We start from the raw sequence: 26,748 nt of genomic DNA, 5'->3' as shown, positions 1-26,748 counted from the left end.
AGCAGATAACTTGTTGTTTTAGATAAAAAAAGTAAACCGCGTTAGATAAAAACAGTTTAATAACAATAAAGACGAGGATGTAGGGATGAAAAAGCAACACAACAACACTCGGCTGATCTGCCAACTGTCAGCTGCAGCAGCCCTGGTATTGTCCGCCAATGCGATGGCAGACGATGCATTCAGCTCCAGTTCCAAGTGGATGACGGGCGATTGGGGTGGCGAGCGTACCAAGCTGATCGAGCAAGGTATCGACATCAAGGCTGACTACGTTGGGGAGATGGGCTACAACGCCAAAGGTGGTTACAACGACGACAAGACCGGTCGCTACTCTGACCAGTTCGGTCTCGGTGTGGCACTGGACCTGCAAAAGCTGTGGGGCTGGGATAACACCCAGGCCAAGATCCAGTTGACCAACCGTAATGGCCAAAACATCTCCAACGACCGTATTGGTGACCCGCGTGCCGGCACGCTGAGCTCGTCTCAAGAAGTTTACGGCCGTGGCCACATGGTGCGTCTGACCCAGTTCTGGATTCAGCACCAGATGTTCGACAACAAGCTGGACGTGAAACTCGGTTACTTCGGCGAAGGCGAAGACTTCAACACCTTCCCGTGCGACTTCCAGAACCTGTCGTTCTGCGGCTCGCAAGTGGGTAACTACGTCAACACCTGGTACAACTGGCCAGTCAGCCAGGCCGCGATCCGCGTGAAGTACAACATCACGCCAGAGCTGTACGCGCAAATCGGTGCGTACAACCAGAACCCATCGCAACTGGAGCACGGCAACGGCTTCAAACTCAGCGGCAGCGGCACCAAGGGCACCGTGATTCCGGTGGAATTGGTCTGGTCGCCGAAGGTCAACAGCCTGCCGGGCGAATACCGTGTGGGTTACTACAAGAGCGCGGCTGATGCTCCGGATGTGCGTGAAGACGTCAACGGTGGCAATGCGGTCCTCACGGGTGAAAGCTTCCGTACCCGCAGCAGCAAGAAAGGCTACTGGTTCGTTGCCCAACAGCAACTCACCACGCATAACGGCGACGCTTCCCGCGGCCTGAACATCGCGGCCAACGCCACCTTCCACGACAAGGAAACCAACCTGGTCGACAACTACCAGTCGATCATGCTGGTGTACAAAGGCCCATTCGATGCGCGTCCAAAAGACGACATCGGTATTGGCGTGGCTCGCCTGCACGTGAATGATGACGTAAAGAAAAACTCTGAACTGCTCAACGCCGCCAATGGCGTGAGCGACTATGACAACCCGCTGTACACGCCGATTCGCGAGACCGAGTACAACGTCGAACTCAACTACGGCTTCAAGGTGACCAACTGGCTGACCGTGCGTCCTAACCTGCAATACGTCGTCCAGCCTGGCGGCGTGGACAAAGTCGACAACGCGTTGGTGGCCGGTCTGAAAATCCAGTCTACGTTCTAACGCTGTTGCGATAAGCTCCTCCTCTCTGTGCGCATTTTGCGGGTAGCCATGGCTACCCGCTTTTTTTGGGCGGCACCGTGAAGACATTCAGGACTGTGGCACATGCATGAGCAACCGCTGCAACGCTTTTTCAAATCCCTGCGCGAGCGCCCGGTGTTCGCCTGGGAGCGCTTCCAGATGCGTGACGTGTTGGTGATCGACCATCCGCTGTGCCAGGCGGTGTTCAGTCGCCAGGGCGCGCAATTGCTGCACTTTCAGCCTACCGGTCAGAAGCCTTGGTTGTGGTGTGCGGCCAAATGGCCACAAGTCGGCGCCATCCGTGGTGGCGTTCCAGTGTGCTGGCCGTGGTATGGCCGTCACCCGAGCGAAAATGCCTGGCCTTCCCATGGCTGGGCGAGGCTGATCGACTGGAAACTGCTCGACAGTAGCACCGACGACGACGGCGTACGCCTGCACTGGCAATTGCAGTTGTGCGACTGGCAAGTCGACCTGCACGCGCATCTGGGCGAAACCCTGGAACTGCGCCTGAGCACCGAGCATCAGGACGAACTGCCGTGCCAATTGAGTCATGCGTTGCATGCTTACTGGCGTATCGGTCACGTCGATGAGGTAGCGCTGTCTGGGCTTGAGGGGGCACAAGGTTACGACCAGCTCAATCGCCAGGTTTGCCAGCAGGAAGGCGAGCTACGCGTGGAGGGCGGGTGCCAACGGGTGTTCCAGCACGAAGGCGAATTACAGCTCAAGGATCACGCCTGGCAGCGTGAATTGTGCATTGATACGGGCGACAGCGCCGACACGGTGGTGTGGCACCCAGGCAGCCGGCCACTGTTGGGCGTGAGCTTCAATGAGGCGTCGGGGTTTGTGTGCGTGGAGTCGGCGATGGCCGGGGCGAGCCTGGCGCCGGGGGAGCGGGCGCATCTCAGCCTGCAGGCAAGAGCGGGGGTTTAGCGTGGCATTGCGGTTGTTGTGGGCGGGCTTGTTGTGGTGAGCGGGCTTGCCCCGCGCTGGGCTGCGAAGCAGCCCCATTACAGGCGCGGTGTATGTACCTGATGTACCGAGGTGCCCGTTTTTCAGGGCGGCTTCGCCACCCAGCGCGGGGCAAGCCCGCTCACCACATACAAACTCCCTCTCACCAGCAGCGGTGTTTCAGGTTTAGTTGAACTCATCCCCCACCGGATACCGGCTGTCATTCAAGCTCTCTTTGATCTTGCGCAAATGCGGCTGGAAATCCACCCCGCGACGCAACGTCATGCCGGTTGCCAGCACGTCCAGCACCGTCAGTTGGATAATCCGCGAGGTCATCGGCATGTAGATGTCGGTGTCTTCCGGCAACGGGATGTTCAGGCTCACCGTGCTGGCCTTGGCCAGCGGTGAGTTCTCGGCGGTCACGCCCAGTACGGATGCGCCATTCCCACGTGCGATGCGCGCCACTTCCACCAACTCACGGGTACGCCCGGTGTAGGAAATGATCACGAACAACTCGCCCGTGTGTGCCACCGACGCGATCATGCGCTGCATCAGCACGTCGGCGTGGGCGGTCACCGCCAGATTGAAGCGGAAGAACTTGTGCAGGGCATCCATCGCCACCGGGGCCGAAGCGCCCAGGCCGAAGAAGTGGATCTGCCGTGCCTGGATCAACAGGTCCACGGCCTTGCTGATCAGGTTCGGGTCCAGTGCCTGGCAAGCACTGTCCAGCGATGCAATAGCGCTGCCAAAGATCTTCTGGGTGTAGGCCTCAGGGTTATCATCGGCCTCCACCGCACGGCTGACGTACGCGGCACCACTGGCCAGGCTTTGCGCCAGCTGCAATTTCAGTTCAGGGTAGCCGCTCACGCCGAACGAACGGCAGAAACGGTTGACCGTCGGTTCACTGACCGAAGCGGCCTGGGCGAGGGCAGCGATCGAGAAGCGGGTGGCCTGCTGTGGGTTGAGCAGGATGACTTCGGCGACTTTGCGCTCGGCCTTGTTCAATTCTTCGAGGCGGTTCTGGATCTGTTCCAGAAGATTTCGCACGCGGTCCATTCAGTCTTTCCTTCGGGCGACGATGCAAATTAGGGTGGCAACCAATCGACGAGTGGCCTTTTGCGGTGGCCTATCCTACTGAGGGTAGCTGAACACCACCACTCGGAATGCGTATTTCGGGAAAATGTTGTGGTTATTACTACATTTTTCCTTGAGTGATGCCTTGAAAAAAGGTATTTGTAGCTTAACTTGATAAAAGAACAAACATCATGCCTTCGATAACCGTAGAACCCTGCACCTTTGCCCTGTTTGGCGCCTTGGGTGATCTGGCGCTGCGCAAGTTATTTCCTGCCCTCTATCAACTCGATGGCGCCGCGCTCCTGCACGACGATACGCGCATCCTGGCCCTGGCTCGTGAAGCCGGTTCCGAGCAACAGCACCTGGCGCACATTGAAAAAGAATTGCGTAAATACGTCGGCAAGGAACTGGACGAAGCCATCGCCCAGCGTTTTCTGGCGCGCCTGACCTATGTTCACGTCGACTTCATGAAAGCCGATGACTACGTGGCCCTGGCGGAAATCGCCGGCACCGAACAACGTTTGATCGCCTACTTTGCCACCCCGGCGGCGGTGTACGGCGCGATTTGCGAGAACCTGTCCAAGGTCGGCCTGGCGGAAAACACCCGCGTGGTGCTGGAAAAGCCCATCGGTTCGGACCTGGAATCCTCGCGCAAGGTCAACGACGCCGTGGCGCAGTTCTTTCCGGAGAACCGCACCTACCGCATCGACCACTACCTGGGCAAAGAGACCGTCCAGAACCTGATCGCCCTGCGTTTCGCCAACAGCCTGTTCGAAACCCAGTGGAACCAGAATTACATCTCCCACGTGGAAATCACCGTGGCCGAGCAGGTCGGTATCGAAGGCCGTTGGGGCTACTTCGACAAGGCCGGCCAACTGCGCGACATGATCCAGAACCACTTGCTGCAGTTGCTATGCCTGATCGCCATGGACCCGCCGGCCGACCTGTCCGCCGACAGCATTCGCGACGAGAAGGTCAAGGTGCTCAAGGCCCTGGCGCCGATCAGCCCGGACGGTCTGACCACCCAGGTGGTGCGCGGCCAGTACATCGCTGGCTACAGCGCCGGCAAGCCGGTGCCGGGGTACTTGGAGGAAGAGAATTCCAACACCCAGAGCGACACTGAGACCTTCGTCGCTCTGCGTGCCGATATTCGCAACTGGCGTTGGGCCGGAGTGCCGTTCTACCTGCGCACCGGCAAGCGCATGCCGCAGAAACTGTCGCAGATCGTCATTCACTTCAAGGAACCGTCCCACTACATCTTCGCTCCCGAGCAGCGCCTGCAGATCAGCAACAAACTGATCATCCGCCTGCAGCCGGACGAAGGTATTTCCTTGCGCGTGATGACCAAGGAGCAGGGCCTGGACAAGGGCATGCAACTGCGCAGCGGCCCACTGCAACTGAATTTTTCCGACACCTACCGCAGCGCCCGGATCCCGGATGCCTACGAGCGGTTGTTGTTGGAAGTGATGCGCGGCAATCAGAACCTGTTTGTTCGCAAAGATGAAATCGAAGCCGCGTGGAAGTGGTGTGACCAGTTGATCGCCGGGTGGAAGAAATCCGGTGATGCGCCCAAGCCGTACGCGGCGGGGTCCTGGGGGCCGATGAGCTCCATTGCACTGATCACGCGGGATGGGAGGTCGTGGTATGGCGATATCTGATTTGAAACTGCCCCAGGGCGTAACCCCCCACGAGTACCGCACCCCGGTGCTGTTGGCGGAAGGGCTGGCCAATGACGTGGCCGAGCAATTGCGCACGGCCATCAGTGCGCGTGGCGAAGCGACCCTGGTAGTGTCCGGTGGCCGCAGCCCCGTGGCGTTTTTCCAGCACCTGGCCAAGCAGGCGCTGGACTGGTCCAAGGTCACCATCACCCTGGCCGACGAGCGTTGGGTGCCGGTGGAACACGCCGACAGCAATGCAGGTTTGCTCAAGCAGCACCTGCTGCAAGGCCCGGCGGCCAAGGCTAAGTTCCTGAGCCTGTACAGCGCTGCCGCCAACCTCGAAGACGCTGCCGAGCAGGCCGATCGCCTGCTGGCCGAATTGCCAGCCATTGATGTGCTGGTCCTGGGCATGGGCGATGACGGTCATACCGCGTCGCTGTTCCCCAATAGCCCGAACCTGGGCGAAGCACTGAAGGCCAATGGTACCCGCCGTTGCTGGCCGATGCTGGCGCCGACCGTGCCGCACCAGCGCCTGACCATGAGTCGCGCGTTGCTGGCCACGGCGAACTACACCGTGCTGTCGATTTCCGGCAGTTCGAAATTGACCACCTTGAGCGCCGCGCTGGCCAGTGACGACGTTGCTGCCATGCCGATTCGCGCGTTTTTGCAACCTACATTAGAGATTTACTGGTGCCCATGAGCCAAGGATCAGCCGCTATGAAAAGCCCTCAACCGACCGTGTCCATGGCGGATAAAGTTGCCTTGATCGACAGCCTCTGCGCCAAGGCGCGGATCCTGCCGGTGATCACCATCGCCCGCGAACAGGACATCCTGCCGCTGGCCGATGCCCTGGCAGCCGGTGGTTTGACCGCATTGGAAGTGACCCTGCGTTCCGAGTTCGGCCTGAAGGCCATTCAGGTCCTGCGCGAGCAACGCCCTGAACTGTGCACCGGTGCCGGCACCGTGCTCGACCGCCACATGCTTGAAGCTGCCGAAGTGGCCGGTTCGCAGTTCATCGTCACCCCAGGCATCACCCGCGACCTGCTGGAAGCCTCGGTGCACAGCCCGATCCCGCTGCTGCCCGGCATCAGCAATGCCTCGGGCATCATGGAAGGCTATGGCCTGGGCTACCGCCGCTTCAAGCTGTTCCCGGCCGAAGTCAGCGGTGGTGTGGCTGCAATCAAGGCCCTGGGCGGCCCGTTCGGCGAAGTGAAGTTCTGCCCGACCGGCGGCGTGGGCCCGGCCAACATCAAAAACTACATGGCGTTGAAAAACGTGATGTGCGTGGGCGGTAGCTGGATGCTTGACCCTGAGTGGATCAAGAATGGCGACTGGGCACGCATCCAGGAAGTCACCGCTGAGGCTCTGGCGCTGCTGGATTGATCTGATTTACCGAATCGTTGTTGCTGTGCTTAACGGCATTTTTGCGGTGCACTTGGTCGGTGTACCGCTTTTTTTTGCCCGCTGAAAAGTGCACCACAACCGGAAGGAGCCCGGCTTGCCGGCGATGGCGCCATCGAGGTAGGTGCAAGTCTTGCGGGCCTCATCGCCGGCAAGCCGGGCTCCTACAAGGTATGGGTGTTCAGTTCGGTAATGGCTTTAACCAAGGCATTGATATCCGTTGCTGACGTCACCAACCCCGGCGTTACCCGGATACAGGTACCAAACGACGCACCTACGCGCGTCGTGGTGAACAGGTTGTAGTCCTTGAGCAAACGCTCCGTCATCACCTGCTGATCCCGTCCTATAAACTTGAACGCCGTAATTCCGCAATAAAGGCGCGGATCGTCCGGCGTCAGCACTTCGATCCCAGGCAGTGCCCGCACCTGGCTTGCCCATAAGTCCCGCAAGTAGTTCACCCGCGCACCCTTGGCCGCCGCGCCGCCCAATTGCCGGTGCTCTTCCAAGACCAGTGGCAAGGTCATCAGCGCCGGGAAATTCGGCGTGCTGTAGGGCGTACGTGCGCGAACGTCGGTGGCGGGGTAGTGGAACTCGCCCATGTCCGGATCAATGTCTGCCAGACGCTCTGGGGCGATGTACAGAAAGCCCAACGTCAGCGGGGCGCCAATCCATTTGTGCAGGTTGAAACCGGCAAACTGGATCCCCAATTCGGCCAGGTTGAATTCGATCTGGCCCAGGGCATGGGCGCCGTCGAGGATTATGTCGATGCCCTGCTCCCGCGCAGCCTGGGCAATCGCGGCCACCGGCATGACAAGGCCGGTGCGGTGGGTCACGTGGGTCAGTGCCATCAGTTTCAAGCGCGGGTACTGCACGAATGCATTGCGATACGTCTGCACCAGGCTGTCGAAACTCGCCGGGTGCGTGTGGGACAGTTCGATGACTTCCACGCCGCGATAGCCCGCCAGCCAGCGCATGGCGCCTTTCACGGTGTCGTACTCCAGGTCGCTGATCAGCACCTGATCGCCCGGTTGCAGGCGGTTGTAGTTGCGGATCAGCGATTGCAGGGCTTCGGTGGCATTGCGGGTGAAGGCTACTGCGGCGGGGTCGGCGTCGATCAGCCCGGCCAGTTGGCAGCGGATCGCGTCATTTTCGCCACGCTCGAATTGCTGGCGCACATGCAACGAGTTGCTACGGTTGATAAACGCAACGTGTTCCAGGTACTGCGCCTGTACTGCTTGGCTCATGCGGCCGAAGTAACCGTTTTCCAGGTTGATCGGGCCGGGCTCCAGCGCGTAACGCTGGGCGATGGTGTACCAGTGAAGCTCGTTGTCTGCATTCAGTGGCATGGGCTGGGCTCTTAATGACGAGGGGCGGGTTTGCCGTGTTTTGCGCGCAGCGGTTCTAACAATTCAGCTAAGCCGTTGCTGTCGATTTCCTGCATCAGGGCCAGCAGACCACCCAGCTCGCCATGGGGGAAACCTTCACGGGCAAACCAGTTCAGGTAGGGGCCGGGCAGGTCGGCGATGATCCGTCCCTTGTATTTGCCGAAGGGCATTTCGCGGGTGATCAGCAGTTCGAGTTTTTCAGGATTCATGAAGGCTCAGGTGTTTGTATCGAGAGCTTTGAAAATACAGGCATTCTGCATGAAGGCCAAATGACAGATCATGCAAATAACGTACATACAGATGGTTCAATTTATCTTAAGTTATTGAAATATAAGATTAATTTAATTTTTGAAAACCTGGCACGGGCGCTGCAACCACTAAGACAACCTTCTAACCCGTACAAGGAATTGAAAAATGACTGACATCAATAAAGAATCGATCTCCGTACTGAACGACCTGATCGAGACCAGCATCGACGGCCAAAAGGGTTTCAAGGAGTGCGCTGAAGACATCAAGCACCCAGAACTCAAAGCCCTGTTTGCCAAGCGTTCCGCTGACTGCGCCACCGCCGCCGCTGAACTGAAAACCGCCGTACGTGCCTTGGGCGGTGATCCGGAAGATTCCGGCAGCGTTGCCGGTGCCCTGCACCGTGGGTGGGTCGACGTGAAGTCTATGGTCACTGGCAAAGATGAAGAAGCAGTACTGAACGAAGCCGAGCGCGGTGAAGACCACGCGTTGAAGGCTTACCGTGAAGCGATCGAAAAGATCAACAAGCACAACCTGTTGGGCATTCGTGACCTGGTTGAGCGTCAGTATCACGGCGTACAACGCAACCACGACCAGGTGAAAGCCCTGCGTAACCAGGCTCGCGCTCAGTCTTGAGGCGTAGCTGAATAAGAAAAGCCCCGCTGATGCGGGGCTTTTTTATGCGCAAGGATTAGCCAATGCTGATCGGCGGCAATTCGGTCAAGGTCACGACTTGCTGCTTACGCGGCGCAAGGATCTCCGCCTCACCGTCCACCACCAACTCATCACGCTGGTTGAATACACGGGTGGCGATGCGCACGCGGAATTTCGGCAGCTTTTCGAGGATTTCCAGGCGCACTGTCAAGGTGTCGCCGATCTTTACCGGCTTCTGGAAGCTCATCTGCTGGCCGATGTAGATGGTGCCCGGCCCAGGCAACTCGCAGGCAACGGCCGCGCTGATCAAGGCGCCGCTGAACATGCCATGGGCGATACGCTCCTTGAACATAGTCGCCTTGGCGTACTCGGCGTCCAGGTGCACCGGGTTGTGGTCACCGGACATCGCGGCGAACAGCTGGATATCGCGCTCTTCCACCAATTTGCTGTAGGTGGCGGTCTGGCCGACTTCGAGGGCTTCGTACGGGGTGTTGGTTACCTGGGTCATCTAAAGGTGCATCCTGTGGCTAATCGGTAATTTAATTGACTGATTTTAAACAAAAATTATTCGCAGCGAGTCGGCCTGCGTAATGTCAGCGCCTGGTCGAGCCACGCCAGCACATCCGCTGTGACAGCATCGCGGTTGGTTTCGTTGAACACTTCATGACGCGCCTGCGGGTAGACAGCCAGTTGCAGGTGCTGGCAGCCGGCGTCGCGCAACGCCTCGGCCAGACTGTTGAGACGCTTGCCCTCACTCACCGGATCACATTCGCCGCCCATCACCAGGATCGGCAGGCCCGGATCGATCTGAGCGAGATTGGACGCTTTGCTGATCTGCTGCAAGCCGCCTAGCAGGTCGATCCAGAGCTGGTTGGTACAGCGGAACCCGCACAGTGGGTCGTTGATGTACTTGTCCACCTCATCCGGGTCACGGCTGAGCCAATCGAAGGCGGTGCGATTGGGTTTGAACGCTTTATTGAACGAGCCAAACGACAGGAATTCGATCAGCGCACTACGCCCGCGCAACCCCTGGCGCAGGCGCTCGAACCGCGCGATCACCCGTGCGGCGCGGTACAGCGCCACCGGCTGGAAGTTCGAGCCACTGAGAATCGCCCCATCCAGGCTGGCGCTGTGGTGCAGGAGGTAGGCCTGGGCGATGTAACTGCCCATGCTGTGGCCCAGCAGAATGATCGGCAACCCCGGCTGTTGCTGGCCTATATGCTGGTTGAGGCTGGCCAGGTCGCCTACCACCTTGTTCCAGCCGTCCTTCTCGGCGTACAGGCCCAAGGTGCCTTCATCGGCGGTACGGCCGTGTCCGCGCTGGTCCAGCGCATACAGGCCGTAGCCGGCGCCGCACAGGGCCTCGGCTAGGCGTGCATAGCGCGCACTGTGTTCGGCCATGCCATGGGACAGCATCACCACGGCCTTGGCCGGGCCGTCGGGCATCCATTGATTGACGTACAGGCGGCTGCGGTCATTCGCGGCCAGCCAGAAGGTGCTGTGGTTCATGGCGCTTCCTTTGCTCAGGGTCGTTGCAGTGTATAGCTCATCTGTTGAAGGGCAGCGTATCTGTCTATGCATCCTAGGCATCAGGGGCAAGATTCATACAATCAATGACACGATTTAGCGTATTTGCCTGTTTGGTCATAGCTGCTAACGTCCCCAAAGCTCCGCTTTTTATAGCGTTAGGAAAGCGGCCGGACACACTCAGGTAAGAGGACAAGAATAATGCAACCTGATTTCTGGAATGACAAACGCGCGGCGGGCGTTCCCAATGACATCGACCTGTCTGCCTACAAGTCGGTGATCGAGGTCTTCGAGCGCTCCTGCAAGGCTTTTGCCGACCGTCCGGCATTCAGCAACATGGGCATCACCCTGACTTACGCCGAGCTTGAGCGCCAGAGTGCGGCGTTCGCCGGCTATCTGCAACAGCACACCGACCTCAAGCCGGGCGACCGCATTGCGGTGCAGATGCCCAACGTGCTGCATTACCCGATTGCCGTGTTCGGGGCCTTGCGCGCCGGGCTGATCGTGGTCAACACCAACCCGCTGTATACCCCGCGCGAGATGCGTCACCAGTTCAAGGACGCCGGCGTACGTGCGCTGGTCTACCTCAACCTGTTCGGCTCGCGGGTGCAGGAGGTGTGCAGCGACACCGAGATCGACTACCTGATCGAAGCCAAGATGGGCGACTTCATGCCCGCCGCCAAAGGCTGGCTGGTCAACACCCTGGTCGACAAGGTCAAAAAGATGGTCCCGGCCTACAGCCTGCCGCGCGCGGTGTCGTTCAAGCGCGCACTGCGCATGGGCGCGGGCCTGGGCGTGACGCGCCACCCGGTGACCCTGGACGATATCGCCGTGCTGCAATACACCGGCGGCACCACCGGCCTGGCCAAGGGCGCAATGCTCACCCACGGCAACCTGGTGGCAAACATGCAACAGGTGCGCGCCTGTATGTCCCAGACCGGTGAGGACGGCCACCCGTTGATCAAGGAAGGGCAGGAGGTGATGATCGCGCCGCTGCCGCTTTATCACATCTATGCCTTCACGGCGAATTGCATGTGCATGATGGTCTCGGGCAACCACAACGTGCTGATCACCAACCCGCGGGACATCGGCGGCTTTATCAAGGAGCTGAAAAAGTGGCGCTTCACCGGGCTGCTGGGGCTCAACACGCTGTTCGTGGCGTTGATGGACCATCCTGACTTCAAGTCCCTCGACTTCTCCCACCTCAAGCTCACCAACTCCGGTGGCACTGCACTGATCAAGGCCACTGCCGAGCGCTGGCAGCAGATCACCGGTTGCGCCATCGGCGAAGGCTACGGCCTCACGGAAACCTCTCCGGTGGCCAGCACCAACCCCTACGGCAATAAATCCCGCCTGGGCACCGTGGGCATCCCGGTGCCGGCCACGGCGATGAAAGTGATCGATGATCAGGGCGTCGAGTTGCCCTTGGGCGAGCGTGGCGAGCTGTGCATCAAGGGCCCACAGGTGATGAAGGGCTACTGGCAGCAACCGGCTGCTACCGCTGAAGCGCTGGACGCCGAAGGCTGGCTCAAGACGGGTGACATTGCGGTGATCGACGAGGATGGCTTTGTGCGCATCGTCGACCGCAAGAAAGACCTGATCATCGTCTCGGGTTTCAACGTGTACCCCAACGAAATCGAAGACGTGGTAATGGCTCACCCGGCCGTGGCCAACTGCGCGGTGATTGGCGTGCCGGACGAGCGCACGGGGGAGGCGGTGAAGCTGTTTGTGGTGGCACGTGCCGAAGGGGTGAGCCTTGAGGAGCTGAAAGCTTACTGCAAGACCAACTTCACCGGGTACAAGGTGCCCAAGCACATTGTGTTGCGGGAGTCGTTGCCGATGACGCCGGTGGGCAAGATTTTGCGGCGTGAGCTTCGCGACATCGCCTGACCTCGAATTGAAATGCAATCAAAAATGTGGGAGCGGGCTTGCTCGCACCGCCGCTCCCACATTTGTCTTGTGTTGGCCTGAAGAACCCATTCCAGAGCCTTTTCCGGGGACATTTCAGCAATGTCTAAACCGTGACCAAATATTGTAGGACAGTCGCGTTTATGACCGCAGGGCCCATCTTTGGCTCTAGGCGACCTTTGGCAAAGCTGCTACTCTCGGCGCGCTTTGTGACGTCTCGGCCTGCTTGAAAGCGCCAGATTCACCTAAAAAAACATACACCAATAATAATCGCATCAAATGCGATGATGAATTCGCGTCGCTGACGTCGCTGAGGAGTGGGCTTCCATGAACGAAGACTTTTGGAAGGATAAGTACCCCGCCGGGATTGCTGCAGAAATCAATCCAGACGAGTATCCGAATATTCAGGCGGTACTGAAGCAGTCCTGCCAGCGCTTCGCCAACAAACCGGCTTTCAGCAACCTGGGCAAGACCATCACCTACGGTGAGTTGTACGAATTGTCCGGCGCCTTCGCCGCGTACCTGCAACAGCACACCGACTTGAAGCCCGGCGATCGCATCGCCGTGCAACTGCCCAACGTCCTCCAGTACCCGGTTGCCGTGTTCGGTGCCATCCGTGCCGGGCTGATCGTGGTCAACACCAACCCGCTGTACACCGCGCGGGAAATGGAACACCAATTCAACGACTCCGGTGCCAAGGCCCTCGTCTGCCTGGCCAACATGGCGCACCTGGCGGAAAAGGTCGTGCCCAAGACCGCCGTCAAGCATGTGATCGTCACCGAAGTCGCCGACCTGTTGCCGCCTCTCAAGCGCCTTCTGATCAACAGCGTCATCAAGTACGTGAAGAAAATGGTCCCGGCCTATCACTTGCCCAACGCGATCAAATTCAACGACGTGCTGGCCAAGGGGAACGGCCAACCGGTCAACGATGCCAGCCCGGCCAGTGGCGATGTGGCGGTGCTGCAATACACCGGCGGCACCACCGGCGTGGCCAAGGGCGCGATGCTCACCCACCGCAACCTGGTCGCCAACATGTTGCAGTGCAAGGCGCTGATGGGCTCCAACCTCAATGAAGGTTGCGAGATCCTGATCACCCCGCTGCCGCTTTACCACATTTATGCGTTCACCTTTCATTGCATGGCGATGATGCTGATCGGCAACCACAACATCCTGATCAGCAACCCGCGCGACCTGCCGGCGATGGTCAAGGAACTGTCGAAGTGGAAGTTCAGTGGATTTGTCGGCTTGAACACGCTGTTCGTGGCGCTGTGCAACAACGAGGCATTCCGCAAGCTGGACTTCTCCGCGCTGAAAGTCACCCTGTCCGGCGGCATGGCCTTGCAATTGGCCGCCGCCGAGCGCTGGAAGGCCGTGACCGGGTGTGGCATCTGCGAAGGCTACGGCATGACCGAAACCAGCCCGGTGGCCACCGTGAACCCGATCCAGCACATCCAGATCGGCACCATCGGCATTCCGGTGCCGTCCACCGTGTGCAAAGTCATCGCTGACGACGGCACTGAACTTGCCCTGGGTGAAACCGGCGAGCTGTGCGTCAAGGGCCCGCAAGTGATGAAGGGCTACTGGCAGCGCCAGGATGCTACCGACGAGATGCTCGACAGCGAAGGCTGGCTCAAGACCGGTGACATCGCGATCATCCAGCCCGACGGCTACATGCGCATTGTCGACCGCAAGAAGGACATGATCCTGGTTTCGGGTTTCAACGTGTACCCCAACGAGTTGGAAGACGTGCTGGCAGGCCTGCCGGGCGTGCTGCAGTGCGCCGCCATCGGTGTGCCGGACGAGAAGTCCGGGGAACACATCAAGCTGTTTATCGTGGTCAAGCCGGGCGCTACCCTGACCAAGGACCAGGTGATGGAGCACATGCGCGCCAACGTCACCGCCTACAAAGTGCCCAAGGCCGTGGAGTTTCGCGATGCATTGCCGACCACCAACGTGGGCAAGATCCTGCGCCGTGAGTTGCGCGACGAAGAGTTGAAGAAGCTCGGTCTTAAAAAGTAATCCCATAAAAAACCCCGCCGAAGCGGGGTTTTTTATTGAGGGGGGTTACAGCGCGAACTGCGCGAATCCCACGCCAGCCCCCGCCGGACGCACATCCTTCAAGAACGAATCCTTGTCTGCACTCAGCTCCAGCGTAATCTCCGGCTTGCGCTTGCCGGCATTGCGTACCACCAAGCCTTCGATGTGCTCACGCAAAAACGCCGTCGGCACCTTCAGGTGCAGCAACTGGTCAGTCTCGGCGTTGTGCATCAACAGGTGGATCCACTCGTACTGGCCCACGGCAATCCGGCCCACTGGCAGGTCGAACCACCAGATGTTGCGTTTGCGGTCCAGGTCGGTGAAGTGGCAGTTGTTGACGCCGAGTACGGCACCGCCCAGTTCGGTGTTTCGGCGGGCGATGGCCTGTGCTTTATTGAGTTTCATAACCTTCCTACGGGATCTGTTATTCAGCGTGTGAGCCTGAATGTGCCGGGCATTCTCAGGGGTTGGCGGCAAAACATAAAGCCAAACCTGCGGCCGGCGATGAAATGCGTGGGCAAAAATAATTGAAACTCTGCTGAACGGCCTCGGGTCAATCTTTAGGTAATGACCCAAAACCCTTGATTGTTCTTTCGGAGAAATACCATGAGCAGTACATCTGACAAGGTTAAAGGCGTGGCAAACGAGGCGGTCGGCAATATCAAGCAAGGTGTCGGTAAAGTCACCGGCAACGACAAACTGCGCGCTGAAGGTGTGGTCCAGGAAAAGAAAGGCGAAGTGCAAAAAGCGGTAGGCGACACCAAGGACGCGGTCAAAAAAGCGACCAAATAACACTGAATCGCTGGCTGGTTACACGCAGCCCGACGGCCATCCACGGATGGCCGTTTTTGTGTCACCTGATGCGGTTAAAGTTTCGAAATTGTTTCAAGGTCGCCAAATAGGCTACCTTGATGTAGAAAACGGCCCCTGAGTCGCCCACGAACTCAACCTTTTTGCGGCGAAAGGAGACGCTATGATTTTTCCGGTTCTCGATGGTCTCAAGCTGCACAAAGTGCTGCTGCGCACCGTCAAGGAATTCGTCGATGACGAAATGCCCACGTACGCCTCGGCACTGGCCTACCAGATGCTGTTCTCGCTGTTTCCCTTCCTGCTGTTCCTGATTGCCCTGATCGGGTTCCTGCACCTGCCCGACTTTTTCACCTGGCTGCGCCTGCAGTCGGAACTGGTGTTGCCGCCGCAGGCGCTGGAGCAGGTCAACCCGGTGATCGACCAATTGCAGCAATCCAAGGGTGGCCTGCTGTCGGTGGGTATCGTGATCGCATTGTGGACGGCCTCGGCTGGCGTGCGCCTGATGATGAGCGCGATGAACGCCGCTTATGACGTGGTTGAAGGCCGACCGATCTGGAAGCGCTTCCCGCTGTCGATTTTCTACACCGTTGGCATCGCCGGCATGCTGCTGGCCGCCGCCGCACTGATGGTGCTGGGCCCGCAAGTGATGGAGTGGCTGGCCGGGCAGATCGGCATGCAGGAGTTCGTGGTCACCCTGTGGACCATCCTGCGCTGGCCGTTGATTGTGATTTTGCTGATGTTCGCCGTGGCCCTCATGTATTACGTGATGCCCGATGTCGAACAGAAATTCCGCTTCATCACCCCAGGCTCGGTGTTGGCGGTGGTGGTGTGGATCGTTGCCTCCCTGGGCTTTGGCTACTACGTCAAAACCTTTGCCGACTACAACGCCATGTATGGCAGTATCGGCGCGATCATCGTGCTGCTCTTGTATTTCTATATTTCCGCTGCCGTGCTGTTGCTTGGGGCGGAGATGAACGCGGTGATCGAACACATGTCCGCCGAAGGCAAGGATCCGGGTGAAAAAGAGTTCGATGAGCCCGGCCACACCGATGAAAAACAACACGTCTCAGGCCTCGGCCGGGACCACTCCAAGCCCACTGCCGATGAAGTCTGATCGATGATCCGTGAAATCCTGAAAATGGGCGACGAGCGCCTGCTGCGTATCGCCCCCCCGGTTCCGCCGGAAATGTTCGACAGCCCCGAGCTGTGGCAATTGATCGATGACATGTTCCAGACCATGGAACACGTGGGCGGAGTCGGCCTGGCCGCTCCGCAGATCGGTGTCGACCTGCAATTGGTGATCTTCGGTTTCGAGGCCAGCGAACGCTACCCGGACGCGCCGCCGGTGCCGCAGACGATCCTGATCAACCCGCTGATCACGCCGTTGAGTCCGGTGCTGGAGGAAGGCTATGAAGGTTGCCTGTCCGTGCCGGGTTTGCGGGGTGCGGTGGATCGCTATCAGCAGATTCGCTACGAAGGCTTTGATCCCAAGGGTGAACCCATCGTGCGCTTTGCCGATGGTTTCCATGCGCGGGTGGTGCAGCATGAATGCGATCACCTGATCGGCCGGTTGTACCCGTCGCGGATCACCGACTTCAGCAAGTTCGGCTTTATCGAAGTGATGTTCCCGGACTTGGATCCCACGGCCGACGATTGATCCTGCATCTGAATGTGAGGCTGCTTGTTGTGGTGAGCGGGCTTGTTGTGGTGAGCGGGCTTGCCCCGCGCTGGGCTGCGAAGCGGCCCTATCCAAGCCACCGCGGCGCGTCAGGCGCACTGCGGTGAAAGGTTTGGGTCTGCTTCGCAGCCCAGCGCGGGACAAGCCCGCTCACCACAGAAAAGCGATACTTCAATAATTGTTATCGGGTCGGTTTAATGAACCGCAACGTCATCCGATCCGACTCCCCGATCGCCACATACTTCGCCTTGTCCTGCTCGCCCAATCTCAGCGTCGGCGGCAACGTCCACACGCCAGCCGGGTAGTCCTTGGTGTCCTTCGGATTAGCATTCACCTCGCTCTGTCCCGCCAGCTTGAACCCGGCATCGGACGCCAGCTTCACCACCTGCGCGGTGGTCAGGTAACCGCTGTCCTTGATCGTTTCCAGATCCGCGCCATCCTTGGCCCGGTGATCTTCCACGCCCAGCACGCCGCCCGGTTTCAGTACCTTGTAGAACGCGCTGAACGTGGCCGGCGCAGTACCTGCCTCGACCCAGTTATGCACATTGCGGAACGTCAGCACTGCATCTGCCGACGCGGGTTTGCCGAACACCGGGGCCTTGGGATCGAACTCGACGACTTCAGCCTTACCGTACCGAGCCGGATCAGCCACGAATTTCTTTCTCAGGTTCTCTTCGGACGTGCGCGCGTAGGCGCTGCTGCTCGCCGCCTGCACTGCGGCGATGTAGTGCCCATGATCCTTGAGCAGCGGCGCCAGCACTTCGCTGTACCAGCCGCCACCGGGGGTGATCTCGATCACCGTCTGCTTGGCGCCCAGGCCAAAGAATTCCAGCGTCTGTTGCGGGTGGCGATAACCGTCGCGGGCGCTGTTGGCAGGGTCGCGCCAACTACCGGCGAGTACGCTCTGGTACTGCTCGGCGGTGATGGCTGCGTCGGCTGCCTGGCTCAAGACCGGGACGAGCAGGGCGGTGAGGGAGAGAGCTGCAAGCGTCGTTTTCATGATCATCCTGTAAAGGGCCACTGTGCCGCCGAGGCTAGCATGGGCCCTGCAGGCGCTGATCACACATTATCTGCGGTCGACCTCACCAAACGATCTAAGCCCATCGCGATCATGGGTTTGTTGCGCTTGTAGCGTACCAAGCGTTCGCTGAGGGATTGCGGCAGCACGGTGTCCTGAGTGAAGCCCATGCGTTGATACAACCCTTCCAGGTCTGGGTTACACAACAACCACAGGGTGCCGTCGACATCGGCAACCGCTGCCTCGATCACCCGCGCCGCCAGCCCTTGGCCGCGATAGGCAGGGTCAACGAACACCCCGGTCAACCATTGCCCACCTACCACGGGCGTCAGGCACAACCCGGCGACAATCTCACCGTCCCGCGCCACCCACAAACGCCCACCCTTGAGCGCCTTCATCGACGAATTGTGGTTGCGGTAAAACTTGTTCAGCAGCGGCCACAGCGGCTCTGCCAGCGGTTCGATGTTCAATTCGGGCATGGTGTTCAGGCAGCGTTATCCAGGGCCGGGGATTATAAGCGCCTTCTGCCGGGCAATAGGTGGTATACCCAGTGCTACATCCCCTGTATGGAGCATGCATCATGGCCAAAGGTATGGATTCAAAGAAAGCCGCGAAGAAAAAACCGGCAAAGACCGCGGATGAAAAACGCGCCGACAAGAAAGCTAAGAAAACCGAGACAGGCCTGTTCGGTCACTGAGTTACAAGCTTAGAACCAAACGATCTGCAAGATTTTCGCGCCTCATTGCACAGAGCAGGAAACACCTGCTCTGAGCTGCCGATGGCCAACTACCTTGATCCGACCCAACGCCGGGAAATCGAAGCCCTGGCCACCACCTTTACCGCAAGAACCGAATGGCCAACCTGGCTGCTGCTGATCGGCGTGTACGCCGGTTGGTTCGCCGTGATCCTGGGTAGCCATTGGCTGGGCTTGGGGTTGAGCCTCTTGCTGCTGATTCCTATCGTGACGCTGTGGCTGTCGGTGCAACACGAATTGCTCCACGGCCATCCCACCCGTTCGCTGCGGCTCAATAAGCTGCTTGGCTATGCGCCCTTTGCCGTGTGGTATCCCTACACGCTGTACCGCGACAGCCACCTGTTGCACCACAACGACGAAGACCTGACCCTGCCGGGCATCGACCCGGAAAGCCGCTACCTCAACCAGCAGCAATGGGACACCAGCTCGCTGTTCGAGCGTGGCGTGCATTGGCTGACCAAGACGGTGCTCGGCCGCTTCCTGCTGGCGGCGCCCTTGGCGATTGGCCGTCTGTCCCGTCACGAATACCGGCGGCTGCCCCAGGTGTGGCCGATGTGGCTGGCCCACAGCGCCGTTACCGTATTGATGCTGGGTTTCATCGCCCACTACAGTGCGCTGTCGGTGTGGCATTACCTGCTGCTGGTCAGCGTGCCGGCCTTGTCCCTGGCCTCGATCCGTTCCTACTATGAACACCGCCCGCACCTGCAGCCGGAGCAACGCACGGTGCTCAACGAAGCGTCCTGGCCGTGGACCTGGCTGTTCCTCAACAACAACCTGCACTTGGTGCACCACGACCTGCCGAAACTGCCCTGGTACTTGCTGCCCACGGTCTACCGCGCCCGGCGTGAGCAATGGGTGGCGCGCAGCGGCGGCTTCCTGGTGCAGGGCTATGGCCAGTTGATCAGCCGTCACGGCGTCAAGGCCATCGACAGCCCCCGTCACCCTTTTGCGTGAGAGATGACCATGAGTGACCACTATGCTGAGCTGTTGATGTATGTCGCGCCCGCACCGATCGAACAGGCCAACCAGCAGTGGATTGCGCGCATCCTCGACCACCTGGGCATGGGGCGACTCGACGCCGCGCATCTCGACCTGCACAGTCTGTGGCTCGCGCCTGAATTACTCCTGACCCAGACTTGCGGTTATCCATTGATGACCCAGCTGCGCGGGCAAGTCCGTGTCATTGGCCGCCCGCGCTACGAGCTGCCCCACAGCAGTCAAGGCGAGCACTGCAGCCTATTGCTGACCCGCGATGACAACGCTCGCTTTACCCTGTCGGACTTCTACAACAGCCGTGGCGTTATCAACGGTCACGACTCCAACAGCGGCATGAACCTGCTGCGCGAACGCCTGGCACCCTTGCAACGCGACGGGCGTTTCTTCGCCAGCGTCGCCATCAGCGGCGCTCACCGCGAGAGCCTGCGCTGGCTGCGCGAAGACCGCGCCGACCTCGCCGCCATCGACAGCGTCACCTACGACTACCTGGCCCGTTTCGCGCCGCAGGAAGTGGCGGGGCTGCGCATCGTCAGCCGTAGCGCACCGAGCCCGACCTTGCCCTATATCGGCCCATTGGGCTTGAGCGATGAACAGGTCATTCAACTCCGCCAGGCCATGAATCAGGCGTTGCAGGACTTGCCGCAAGTCGCCGAGACGCTGGGCCTGCAGGCCGTGCTACCCGCCAGCGAAGACGACTACGAAGTGCTCCTGGACTACCAACGACAGGCCATCAACGCCGGCTTCCCGATACTTCAATAAGGTTATATAAAAATACCTTTTAAATATTATTAAAGAATAAGCGGCCTTGCTAGGATCGCTCCACCGGAACACCGGACATAACGCGCAACCTACTCAGATGGAGCCACTATGTCCGGCGCCGACACTTCTCACAGCGATTACGTGGGCGGATTGTTCCGCAGTCATTACGACTGGCTGTGCAGCCGTTTGCACCGCCACCTCGATTCCCGTGCCCACGCCGAAGACATCGCCGCCGACACGTTCGTCCAGTTGCTGAGTGCGCCGGGTGTCGTGCCCATCCGCCAGCCGCGTGCGCTGCTCACCACCATCGCCCAACGCCTTATGTATCAACTGTGGCGCCGGCGTGATCTGGAGCGCGCTTACCTCGACGCTCTCGACAATGACGAGACCAGCAGCGCACCGTCGCCGGAAGAACTGGCGCAAATGCTCGAAGCCCTGCAAGCCATCGACCAGTTGCTTGACGGCTTGCCGGCCAAGGTCAAGGCGACCTTTTTGCTTTCGCAGCTCAATGGCCTGACCTACCCGGAAATCGCCAGCGAACTGGGGATTTCCCAGCGTTCAGTCAGCGACTATATGACTCGCGCTTTCAACCGCTGCCTGAGGCTGTGCCTGGAATGAGCGACGAGCTGATCGACAGCGCCACGCGCTGGTACGTGCTGCTGCGCTCCGGCCAAGCCACGGCGGGCGACTGGCAACGCTATGGACAATGGCGCGCTGCCGACCCGCGTCATGATGCCTTGTGCCGACAGTTGGAAAGCCGCCTGGGCATGTTCCAGGTTCCCCAGGCGCAAGGGGTGAGTGGCAAGGTGTTGCAGCAGGCGCTGGAGGCATCGTCCAGTCGACGTCATGTGTTGCAGGTCGCTCTGGCCGGCGCTGGTGTGGCAGTTGGCGCGGCCTTGCTGGCCAAGCCGCTCGGCGTGCCATTGAATGAACTCACGGCGGATATCCGCACCGGCACCGGCGAGCGCCGTGCCGTCACGTTGGACGATGGCAGCGAATTGCTGCTCAACGCGCACAGCGCGGCCGACATCCAGTTTGATCCGCAACGCCGCCTGGTACGTCTGCGCGAAGGCGAGTTGTTGGCCAAGGTCGCCAGTGATCGCATCCGACCGTTTTTGATCCAAACCGACCAGACCCGCCTGCGCGCGTATGGCAACCGGTTCCTGGTGCGTGAACGGGCAGGGCTGGGCCAGGTGGTCGCCCTCAACGGCGCGGTGGAAATCGACGGCCAGAACGGCGAACGCCTGCAACTCGCCGCTGGCCATGAAGTGCATTACGACCGTGCCGGATTCGGTCCGGTGCAGGCCAGTTCCTCCGGCGCCACGGCCTGGGTCGACGGCTTCCTGCAAGTGCGCGACCGCCCGCTGGCTGAAGTCATCGACGCACTGCGGCCCTATCACAATGGTGTGCTGCGCCTGGACCCTTCCGTGGCGGGCCTGCGCGTCAGCGGCTTGTACCGGCTGGACAACCCCCAGCAAATCCTTGACACCCTGGCGCGCACCTTGCCGATCCACATCACCCGCCGCACCGGTTTGTGGGTGACTGTCAGTGCGGTATAGCCGATTCACTCGGTCCCTGTGGGAGCTGGCTTGCCTGCGATGCGAGCGGCTCGGTCTGTCAGTCCAACCGAGTCGACGTCATCGCAGGCAAGCCAGCTCCCACATAAAGCGAGGAGGCTATGCCTATGTGGGTTCTAAGGACATAACCAAACGATCTGCAAGTTTTCCCCCCGCTGACCCACATCACTCCCGTAAGCGCTGCGGGGAGCAGCGTTCTCGTGTTTCCTTGGGGGGAGCCAAAGTGAATCAGTTCAACCGTGTGCCGCTTCGAACCTTTGCCCTGGTGCCGTTGGCCAGTCTGTTTTTCTCGTTTGCCGCCGGTGCCGAAGAAGCACGCCAGGTCTATCACATCGCCCCTGGCCCGCTGGATGAAGTGCTGCTCAACATCAGTCGGCAAAGTGGTCAGGTGATCTCGTTCACCCCGCAACTGGGTAACTATTCCTCGGCCAGCGTGGACGGTTCGCTGTCGGCGCAACAGGCGGTGGACGCCGCACTCAAGGGCACCGGCCTGCAAGTCCAGGTCAGTCCGGACGGTGCGTTCATCATCAAGGAAGGCGCGAGCAAAAACGCGACCAGCAACGTCAAGGCACAAACCAGCGCAGCGCAAGCGCCGACCCTGGACCGCGTAGTCGCCATCGGCACCCGGCGCAGTGATGCCACGGCCCTTACCAGCGCCGCACCGGTGGACGTAATCAACGCCGAAGAACTCAAGCAGACCGGTGCCACCAGCCTCAACCAGGCGCTGTTCCAACTGCTGCCCTCGTTCAACTTTCCGCAGAACCAGAGCGCCACCCGTGGCCAGAACCCCAAGGGCGCGTCCCTGCGTGGCCTGGCGCCGGACCAGACGCTGGTGCTCATCAACGGCAAGCGCCGTCATGCCTCGGCGGTGGTGAACATCTCCGGCGGCGTGCCGTTCATTGGCGCACAGCCGGTGGACCTGGATATGATCCCCATCAGCAGCATCGATCATGTCGAAGTGCTGCGCGATGGCGCGTCGGCGCAATACGGCTCGGATGCGGTAGCCGGTGTGGTCAACATTGTGCTCAAGGAACGTGACAGCGGTGGCCAGGTCAACACCCAACTGGGTAAATACGCCCAGGGCGACGGCTTCAGCAAAACCACCGACGGCTGGTACGGCCTGGGCTTGCCGGGGGATGGCTTCCTTACCCTGAGCTTCAACACCCTCAACAACAAACCCACTGACATTGGCGACAAATACGTCGCCGACGGCCAACTGCAAGACCCGCGCTGGGGCGGTGCAGGGCGCGATAAATTCAACCTGGCAGCCAACGCCGAAATCGGCCTGAGCGACCAGTGGCGCCTCTACAGTTTCGCCACCTTCGGCCAGGACAAGTCGGTGAACAACACGCCACCGCTGCTGGCGAATAACCCGAACAACGTGCAGGGCATCTACCCCAACGGCACCATTCCCAAATATCGCTACCGCTATGAAGACGGTGCGCTCACCGTGGGCACCCGCTACGAAGACGACACCCTCGGGCGCTTCGACCTCAGTGCCACCTACGGTCGCGACAAGCACGATGAGTTGGCGTTCAACACCGTCAACCCGAGCTACGGCCTGAACAGCCCGACCAAATTCGACGTGGCCACCCTGATCAACGACCAGACCAACATCGGCCTGGATTACGCCAAGGATCTGGACGTCAACTGGTCAAGCCATCCGCTGACCGTCTCGGCGGGCATTGCCTATCGCCATGAGCAGTATCGTCTGGAGGAGGGCGACTACGAGTCCTACTCCTTTGGCGGCATCAACGGTGTGCAGGTCGGCGCGGTGCAAGCCTCCGGTCTCACGCCAGACGACGCCGGCACCTACAAGCGTGATGTCGGCGGCGTTTACTTTGGTCTTGAGCACCAGCTCACCGACAAATTCCAGGTCGGGCTGGCCGGGCGTACCGAGCACTATTCGGACTTTGGATCGGCCACCACCGGCAAGCTGTCGGCGCGGTATGACTTCACGCCGCAGGTGGGCTTGCGCGCCACGGTGAACAACTCCTTCCGTGCGCCGACCCTGGGGCAGATCGGCACGTCGTGGACCACCACCACCAACGTCGACATCAACGGCAACCCGGTGCTGACGCGCATGTTGCCCGCCGACAACCCGGCCGCCCGTGCGCTGGGTGCCGAGCCGCTCAAACCGGAAAAATCCACCAACTACTCCCTGGGCCTGGTGCTGCGCCCGATTGAAAACGCTTCGCTGACTATCGACGCCTACCAGATCTCGATCCGTGATCGCCTGCTCTACAGCGGCGGCATTTCCGGGCCGCGCGCCGAGCAGATCCTGCAGCAAGCCGGGTTTGGCCAGTACACCTGGGCGCAGTTCATGACCAACGCGGCCAACACCCGCACCCGAGGCGTCGACATCGTGGGCAAGTACAACCTGGACCTGGCGCAGTACGGCGCGTTGAGCCTGTCGGCCGGCTACACCAAGGCACGCACCACGATCGAGAAGGTCCACGAAAACCCCAACGGCTTCGACATCCTCACCCGCGAAGCCCGTGGCTTCCTGGAACACGGTTACCCCGAAGACAAGCTAGTGCTCGGCGCGACCCACCGCATCGGTGCGTGGACCATCGCCCTCAGCGAAACCCGCTACGGCGAATACCGCAAATACGCCGCCAGCGAAGCCAACGCCCAGTACGACCAGACCTTCGGCGCGCAGTGGAACACCGACCTGGACGTGAACTACGCCTTCACTCAACAACTGCGTTTGTCTGTCGGCGCCAACAACCTGTTCGACAGCAAGCCCGACGACTTCAACACCCGCCTGCGCCAGACGCCGGGCCAGCAGTACAGCTACTTGTCGCCGTCGGCGCCGGAAGGGGCGTTTTACTACACGCGGCTCAGTTATGACTTTTAAGCAGGGGAAACCGAGTTGCGGCCATCGCCGGCAAGCCGGCTCCTACAGATCACCACGAGGTTCTGCATGAAAACACTTAAACACCTGCTCGGTGGCTCGCTGCTGGCACTGGCCGTCTTGGCGCAGCCATCAACGGCCGCTGAAGCCGTCAAACCCATCCACTTCGGTGACATCACCTGGGAAAGTGGCAGCTTGATCACCGAGGTACTGCGCCTGATTGTCGAGAAAGGCTACGGCCTGCCGACCGACACTTTGCCCGGCAGCACCGTGAGCCTGGAAGCCGCCCTGGCCAAGGACGATATCCAGGTGATCGGTGAAGAGTGGGCCGGGCGCAGTCCGGCATGGATCAAGGCGGAAAACGAAGGCAAAGTGTTTGGCCTGGGCGACACGGTCAAAGGCGCCACCGAAGGCTGGTGGGTGCCGGAGTTCGTGATCAAGGGCGATGCCGCACGCGGTATCAAACCCCTGGCGCCGGACTTGAAGTCGGTGGCCGACCTGCCGCGCTACAAGGACGTGTTCCGCGACCCCGAAGACCCGAGCCGTGGACGCTTCCTCAACAGCCCAACGGGCTGGACATCGGAGATCGTCAACAGCCAGAAGCTAAAGGCGTACAAACTCACCGACAGCTTCGTCAACTTCCGCACCGGCTCCGGCGCGGCGTTGGATGCCGAAGTGGCGTCGTCGATCCGTCGTGGCAAGCCGGTGCTGTTCTACTATTGGTCGCCGACGCCGCTGCTGGGTCGCTTCAAGCTGGTCAAGCTGGAAGAGCCGCCCTTCAACGCCGAAGCCTGGAAGACCCTCTCCGACGCGAAAAACCCCAACCCCATCGGCACCCGCTCGATGCCGGCGCGGCTGGCGATTGGTGTGTCGGCACCGTTCAAGGCGCAGTACCCGCAACTCGTCAGCGTGTTTGAAAAGGTCGACCTTCCGATTGATCTGCTCAATGGCATCCTCGGCGAAATGAGCGAGAAACGTACACCGCCGCGCCAGGTCGCTGAAGCGTTCCTCAAGGACCACCCAGACGTCTGGCAGCAATGGGTGCCGATCGATGTGGCGACCAAGGTCAAGGGAGCGCTCTGATGCTTAAAATCTTCGCTGCTGCGGTACTTTCGCTGGTCGTCGGTCAGGTGCTGGCGGCCGAACCTGCCACGTTACGCATCGGTTACCAGAAAAGTTCGGTGAGCATGGTATTGGCCCGTGAGCACAAACTCTTCGAGGAAGCGTTGCCCGGCACCCAGGTGCAGTGGATCGAATTCCTCGGCGGCCCGCCGCTGATCGAAGCGCTGAACGGCGGCAGCCTGGACATCGGCAATATCGGTGATATCCCGCCGATTTTCGCCCAGGCCGCTGGCATCGACTTGCAGTATTTCGCCGTAGAACCCAACGAGGGCAAGACCGAAGCGGTGTTGGTGCCAAAAGCCAGCAGCGTACAGAGCGTGGCCGAACTCAAGGGCAAGCGCGTGGCGCTGCTCAAGGGCTCCAGCGCCCACAACCTGTTCCTGAAAAGCCTGCTGCGCGCCGGTTTGCAATGGAAAGACGTGAATGTGGTGTACCTGTCGCCATCCGACGGGCGTGCCGCTTTTGAGCAAGGCAAAGTCGATGCGTGGGTGGTGTGGGACCCGTACTACTCCGCGGCCGTGGTCGACGGTTCCGCCCGCGTGTTAGGCGATGGCCAGGGCCTCAATCCGGCGGGCAGTTTCTTCGTGGTGAGCAGCCCGTTTGCCAAGCAATACCCGCAATCCATTGGCGCGATCATCCAGACACTGGCCAAGGCGCAGCGCCTGTCCCTCGACCAGCCCGAAGCCAGCATCGCGCTGATGGCCAAGACCCTGGGCCTGCAACCCGCGGTGGTCAAAAGCTACTTCGAACACCGTTCCTCCACGCCGATTCGTCCGCTGCAAGCCGCCGATATCGCCACCCAGCAACACACCGCCGACCTGTTCTTTGCCAACGGCCTGATCCCGAAAAAGGTCGATGTACAGCAAGCTGTCTTCAAGGCGCCGTGACC

General features: G+C 60.2%; 26 protein-coding genes. 18 read left to right on the top strand and 8 right to left on the bottom strand.

Translation table 11 applies throughout. The annotated features are described in order from the left end of the window. Window positions 1–85: 85 nt before the first annotated feature. Complete coding sequence (locus tag RB216_RS23150; protein ID WP_122685479.1) at window positions 86–1,432, top strand: carbohydrate porin; 1,347 nt, start codon at window positions 86–88, stop codon at window positions 1,430–1,432. A 102-nt stretch (window positions 1,433–1,534) separates the two neighbouring features. After that, window positions 1,535–2,380 carry a D-hexose-6-phosphate mutarotase gene (locus RB216_RS23145; protein ID WP_028617698.1) on the top strand — a complete coding sequence of 282 codons (846 nt, stop codon included), beginning with the start codon at window positions 1,535–1,537 and terminating at the stop codon, window positions 2,378–2,380. Between the two features lie 204 nt (window positions 2,381–2,584). Here the strand turns inward: RB216_RS23145 and RB216_RS23140 are convergent, their stop codons facing one another. Next, window positions 2,585–3,445: a MurR/RpiR family transcriptional regulator gene (locus tag RB216_RS23140; protein WP_174890969.1), complete on the bottom strand. Its 861-nt coding sequence runs from the start codon at window positions 3,443–3,445 to the stop codon at window positions 2,585–2,587. Window positions 3,446–3,663: 218 nt separating this feature from the next. On the opposite strand from RB216_RS23140, the gene zwf reads away from it, so the two are divergent. Genes zwf through RB216_RS23125 form a run of 3 tightly spaced genes read left to right on the top strand, consistent with a single transcriptional unit; the run spans window position 3,664 to window position 6,513 of the window. Further along, window positions 3,664–5,130, top strand: a complete 1,467-nt coding sequence (gene zwf / locus RB216_RS23135) for a glucose-6-phosphate dehydrogenase (protein WP_028617697.1) — start codon at window positions 3,664–3,666, stop codon at window positions 5,128–5,130. Next, window positions 5,117–5,830, top strand: a complete 714-nt coding sequence (gene pgl, locus RB216_RS23130) for a 6-phosphogluconolactonase (protein WP_308907947.1) — start codon at window positions 5,117–5,119, stop codon at window positions 5,828–5,830. The genes zwf and pgl overlap by 14 nt, the downstream gene beginning before the upstream one ends. Before the next feature lie 17 nt (window positions 5,831–5,847). Then, a complete protein-coding gene (locus RB216_RS23125) occupies window positions 5,848–6,513 on the top strand; it encodes a bifunctional 4-hydroxy-2-oxoglutarate aldolase/2-dehydro-3-deoxy-phosphogluconate aldolase (protein ID WP_099585438.1) in 666 nt (221 codons plus the stop codon). Between the two features lie 182 nt (window positions 6,514–6,695). Here the strand turns inward: RB216_RS23125 and RB216_RS23120 are convergent, their stop codons facing one another. Both RB216_RS23120 and RB216_RS23115 read right to left on the bottom strand, forming a co-directional pair. Next, on the bottom strand, window positions 6,696–7,877 hold the full coding sequence (locus RB216_RS23120; protein ID WP_308907946.1) for an aminotransferase class V-fold PLP-dependent enzyme: 1,182 nt from the start codon (window positions 7,875–7,877) through the stop codon (window positions 6,696–6,698). An 11-nt stretch (window positions 7,878–7,888) separates the two neighbouring features. Beyond that, window positions 7,889–8,125, bottom strand: a complete 237-nt coding sequence (locus tag RB216_RS23115; RefSeq protein ID WP_028617694.1) for a DUF3820 family protein — start codon at window positions 8,123–8,125, stop codon at window positions 7,889–7,891. Window positions 8,126–8,330: 205 nt separating this feature from the next. Between RB216_RS23115 and RB216_RS23110 the strand changes: the two genes are divergently transcribed. Then, complete coding sequence (locus tag RB216_RS23110) at window positions 8,331–8,798, top strand: ferritin-like domain-containing protein (RefSeq protein ID WP_003175720.1); 468 nt, start codon at window positions 8,331–8,333, stop codon at window positions 8,796–8,798. A 55-nt stretch (window positions 8,799–8,853) separates the two neighbouring features. On the opposite strand, the gene RB216_RS23105 is transcribed toward RB216_RS23110, so the two are convergent. Beyond that, window positions 8,854–9,324: a MaoC family dehydratase gene (locus tag RB216_RS23105; protein ID WP_308907945.1), complete on the bottom strand. Its 471-nt coding sequence runs from the start codon at window positions 9,322–9,324 to the stop codon at window positions 8,854–8,856. A 56-nt stretch (window positions 9,325–9,380) separates the two neighbouring features. Continuing rightward, window positions 9,381–10,325: an alpha/beta hydrolase gene (locus tag RB216_RS23100; RefSeq protein WP_028617692.1), complete on the bottom strand. Its 945-nt coding sequence runs from the start codon at window positions 10,323–10,325 to the stop codon at window positions 9,381–9,383. A gap of 219 nt (window positions 10,326–10,544) precedes the next feature. Between RB216_RS23100 and fadD2 the strand changes: the two genes are divergently transcribed. Continuing rightward, on the top strand, window positions 10,545–12,233 hold the full coding sequence (gene fadD2 / locus RB216_RS23095; RefSeq protein ID WP_068932381.1) for a long-chain-fatty-acid--CoA ligase FadD2: 1,689 nt from the start codon (window positions 10,545–10,547) through the stop codon (window positions 12,231–12,233). A 345-nt stretch (window positions 12,234–12,578) separates the two neighbouring features. Beyond that, window positions 12,579–14,270 carry a long-chain-fatty-acid--CoA ligase FadD1 gene (gene fadD1 / locus RB216_RS23090; protein ID WP_028617690.1) on the top strand — a complete coding sequence of 564 codons (1,692 nt, stop codon included), beginning with the start codon at window positions 12,579–12,581 and terminating at the stop codon, window positions 14,268–14,270. A 45-nt stretch (window positions 14,271–14,315) separates the two neighbouring features. Here the strand turns inward: fadD1 and RB216_RS23085 are convergent, their stop codons facing one another. Next, window positions 14,316–14,693: a hypothetical protein gene (locus tag RB216_RS23085; RefSeq protein ID WP_010208214.1), complete on the bottom strand. Its 378-nt coding sequence runs from the start codon at window positions 14,691–14,693 to the stop codon at window positions 14,316–14,318. A 201-nt stretch (window positions 14,694–14,894) separates the two neighbouring features. On the opposite strand from RB216_RS23085, the gene RB216_RS23080 reads away from it, so the two are divergent. The 3 genes from RB216_RS23080 to def all read left to right on the top strand — a co-directional run bounded on the left by RB216_RS23080 (window position 14,895) and on the right by def (window position 16,755). Beyond that, entirely contained in the window at window positions 14,895–15,080 is a 186-nt protein-coding gene (locus RB216_RS23080) for a CsbD family protein (protein ID WP_028617689.1), read from the top strand. 181 nt (window positions 15,081–15,261) lie between these two features. Next, window positions 15,262–16,212 (top strand): YihY/virulence factor BrkB family protein, encoded by a 951-nt coding sequence (locus RB216_RS23075; protein WP_016975971.1) that lies wholly within the window; start codon window positions 15,262–15,264, stop codon window positions 16,210–16,212. A gap of 3 nt (window positions 16,213–16,215) precedes the next feature. Beyond that, window positions 16,216–16,755, top strand: a complete 540-nt coding sequence (gene def, locus RB216_RS23070) for a peptide deformylase (RefSeq protein WP_028617688.1) — start codon at window positions 16,216–16,218, stop codon at window positions 16,753–16,755. A gap of 202 nt (window positions 16,756–16,957) precedes the next feature. Here def and RB216_RS23065 read toward each other — a convergent pair whose 3' ends face one another. Together RB216_RS23065 and RB216_RS23060 are read right to left on the bottom strand one after the other, a co-directional pair. Then, window positions 16,958–17,776 (bottom strand): class I SAM-dependent methyltransferase, encoded by an 819-nt coding sequence (locus RB216_RS23065; protein WP_028617687.1) that lies wholly within the window; start codon window positions 17,774–17,776, stop codon window positions 16,958–16,960. Between the two features lie 59 nt (window positions 17,777–17,835). Further along, window positions 17,836–18,273: a GNAT family N-acetyltransferase gene (locus RB216_RS23060; RefSeq protein WP_308907944.1), complete on the bottom strand. Its 438-nt coding sequence runs from the start codon at window positions 18,271–18,273 to the stop codon at window positions 17,836–17,838. Window positions 18,274–18,572: 299 nt separating this feature from the next. Between RB216_RS23060 and RB216_RS23055 the strand changes: the two genes are divergently transcribed. From RB216_RS23055 to RB216_RS23025, 7 genes are all read left to right on the top strand, one after another. After that, the gene (locus RB216_RS23055; protein WP_028617685.1) at window positions 18,573–19,502 is read left to right on the top strand and encodes a fatty acid desaturase; all 930 of its coding nucleotides are present in this window, start codon (window positions 18,573–18,575) and stop codon (window positions 19,500–19,502) included. Between the two features lie 9 nt (window positions 19,503–19,511). Then, the gene (locus RB216_RS23050) at window positions 19,512–20,303 is read left to right on the top strand and encodes a phosphate/phosphite/phosphonate ABC transporter substrate-binding protein (protein ID WP_122685463.1); all 792 of its coding nucleotides are present in this window, start codon (window positions 19,512–19,514) and stop codon (window positions 20,301–20,303) included. 108 nt (window positions 20,304–20,411) lie between these two features. Then, window positions 20,412–20,921, top strand: coding sequence for a sigma-70 family RNA polymerase sigma factor (locus RB216_RS23045; RefSeq protein WP_068932374.1), 510 nt, complete (start codon window positions 20,412–20,414; stop codon window positions 20,919–20,921). Continuing rightward, window positions 20,918–21,862 carry a FecR domain-containing protein gene (locus tag RB216_RS23040; RefSeq protein WP_122554760.1) on the top strand — a complete coding sequence of 315 codons (945 nt, stop codon included), beginning with the start codon at window positions 20,918–20,920 and terminating at the stop codon, window positions 21,860–21,862. Before RB216_RS23045 ends, RB216_RS23040 begins: the two co-directional genes overlap by 4 nt. A gap of 241 nt (window positions 21,863–22,103) precedes the next feature. Next, window positions 22,104–24,740 (top strand): TonB-dependent receptor domain-containing protein, encoded by a 2,637-nt coding sequence (locus RB216_RS23035; protein ID WP_122685460.1) that lies wholly within the window; start codon window positions 22,104–22,106, stop codon window positions 24,738–24,740. A gap of 66 nt (window positions 24,741–24,806) precedes the next feature. Further along, a complete protein-coding gene (locus RB216_RS23030; RefSeq protein ID WP_308907943.1) occupies window positions 24,807–25,820 on the top strand; it encodes an ABC transporter substrate-binding protein in 1,014 nt (337 codons plus the stop codon). After that, window positions 25,820–26,746, top strand: a complete 927-nt coding sequence (locus RB216_RS23025) for an aliphatic sulfonate ABC transporter substrate-binding protein (RefSeq protein ID WP_122685456.1) — start codon at window positions 25,820–25,822, stop codon at window positions 26,744–26,746. The genes RB216_RS23030 and RB216_RS23025 overlap by 1 nt, the downstream gene beginning before the upstream one ends. The last annotated feature ends 2 nt before the right edge of the window (window positions 26,747–26,748 follow it).

It is taken from the genome of Pseudomonas canadensis (assembly GCF_030980095.1).
GTDB classification, from domain to species: domain Bacteria; phylum Pseudomonadota; class Gammaproteobacteria; order Pseudomonadales; family Pseudomonadaceae; genus Aquipseudomonas; species Aquipseudomonas canadensis.
The sequence above is the reverse complement of the archived record's forward strand: the minus strand, read 5'-3'. Positions and strand labels throughout refer to the sequence as shown.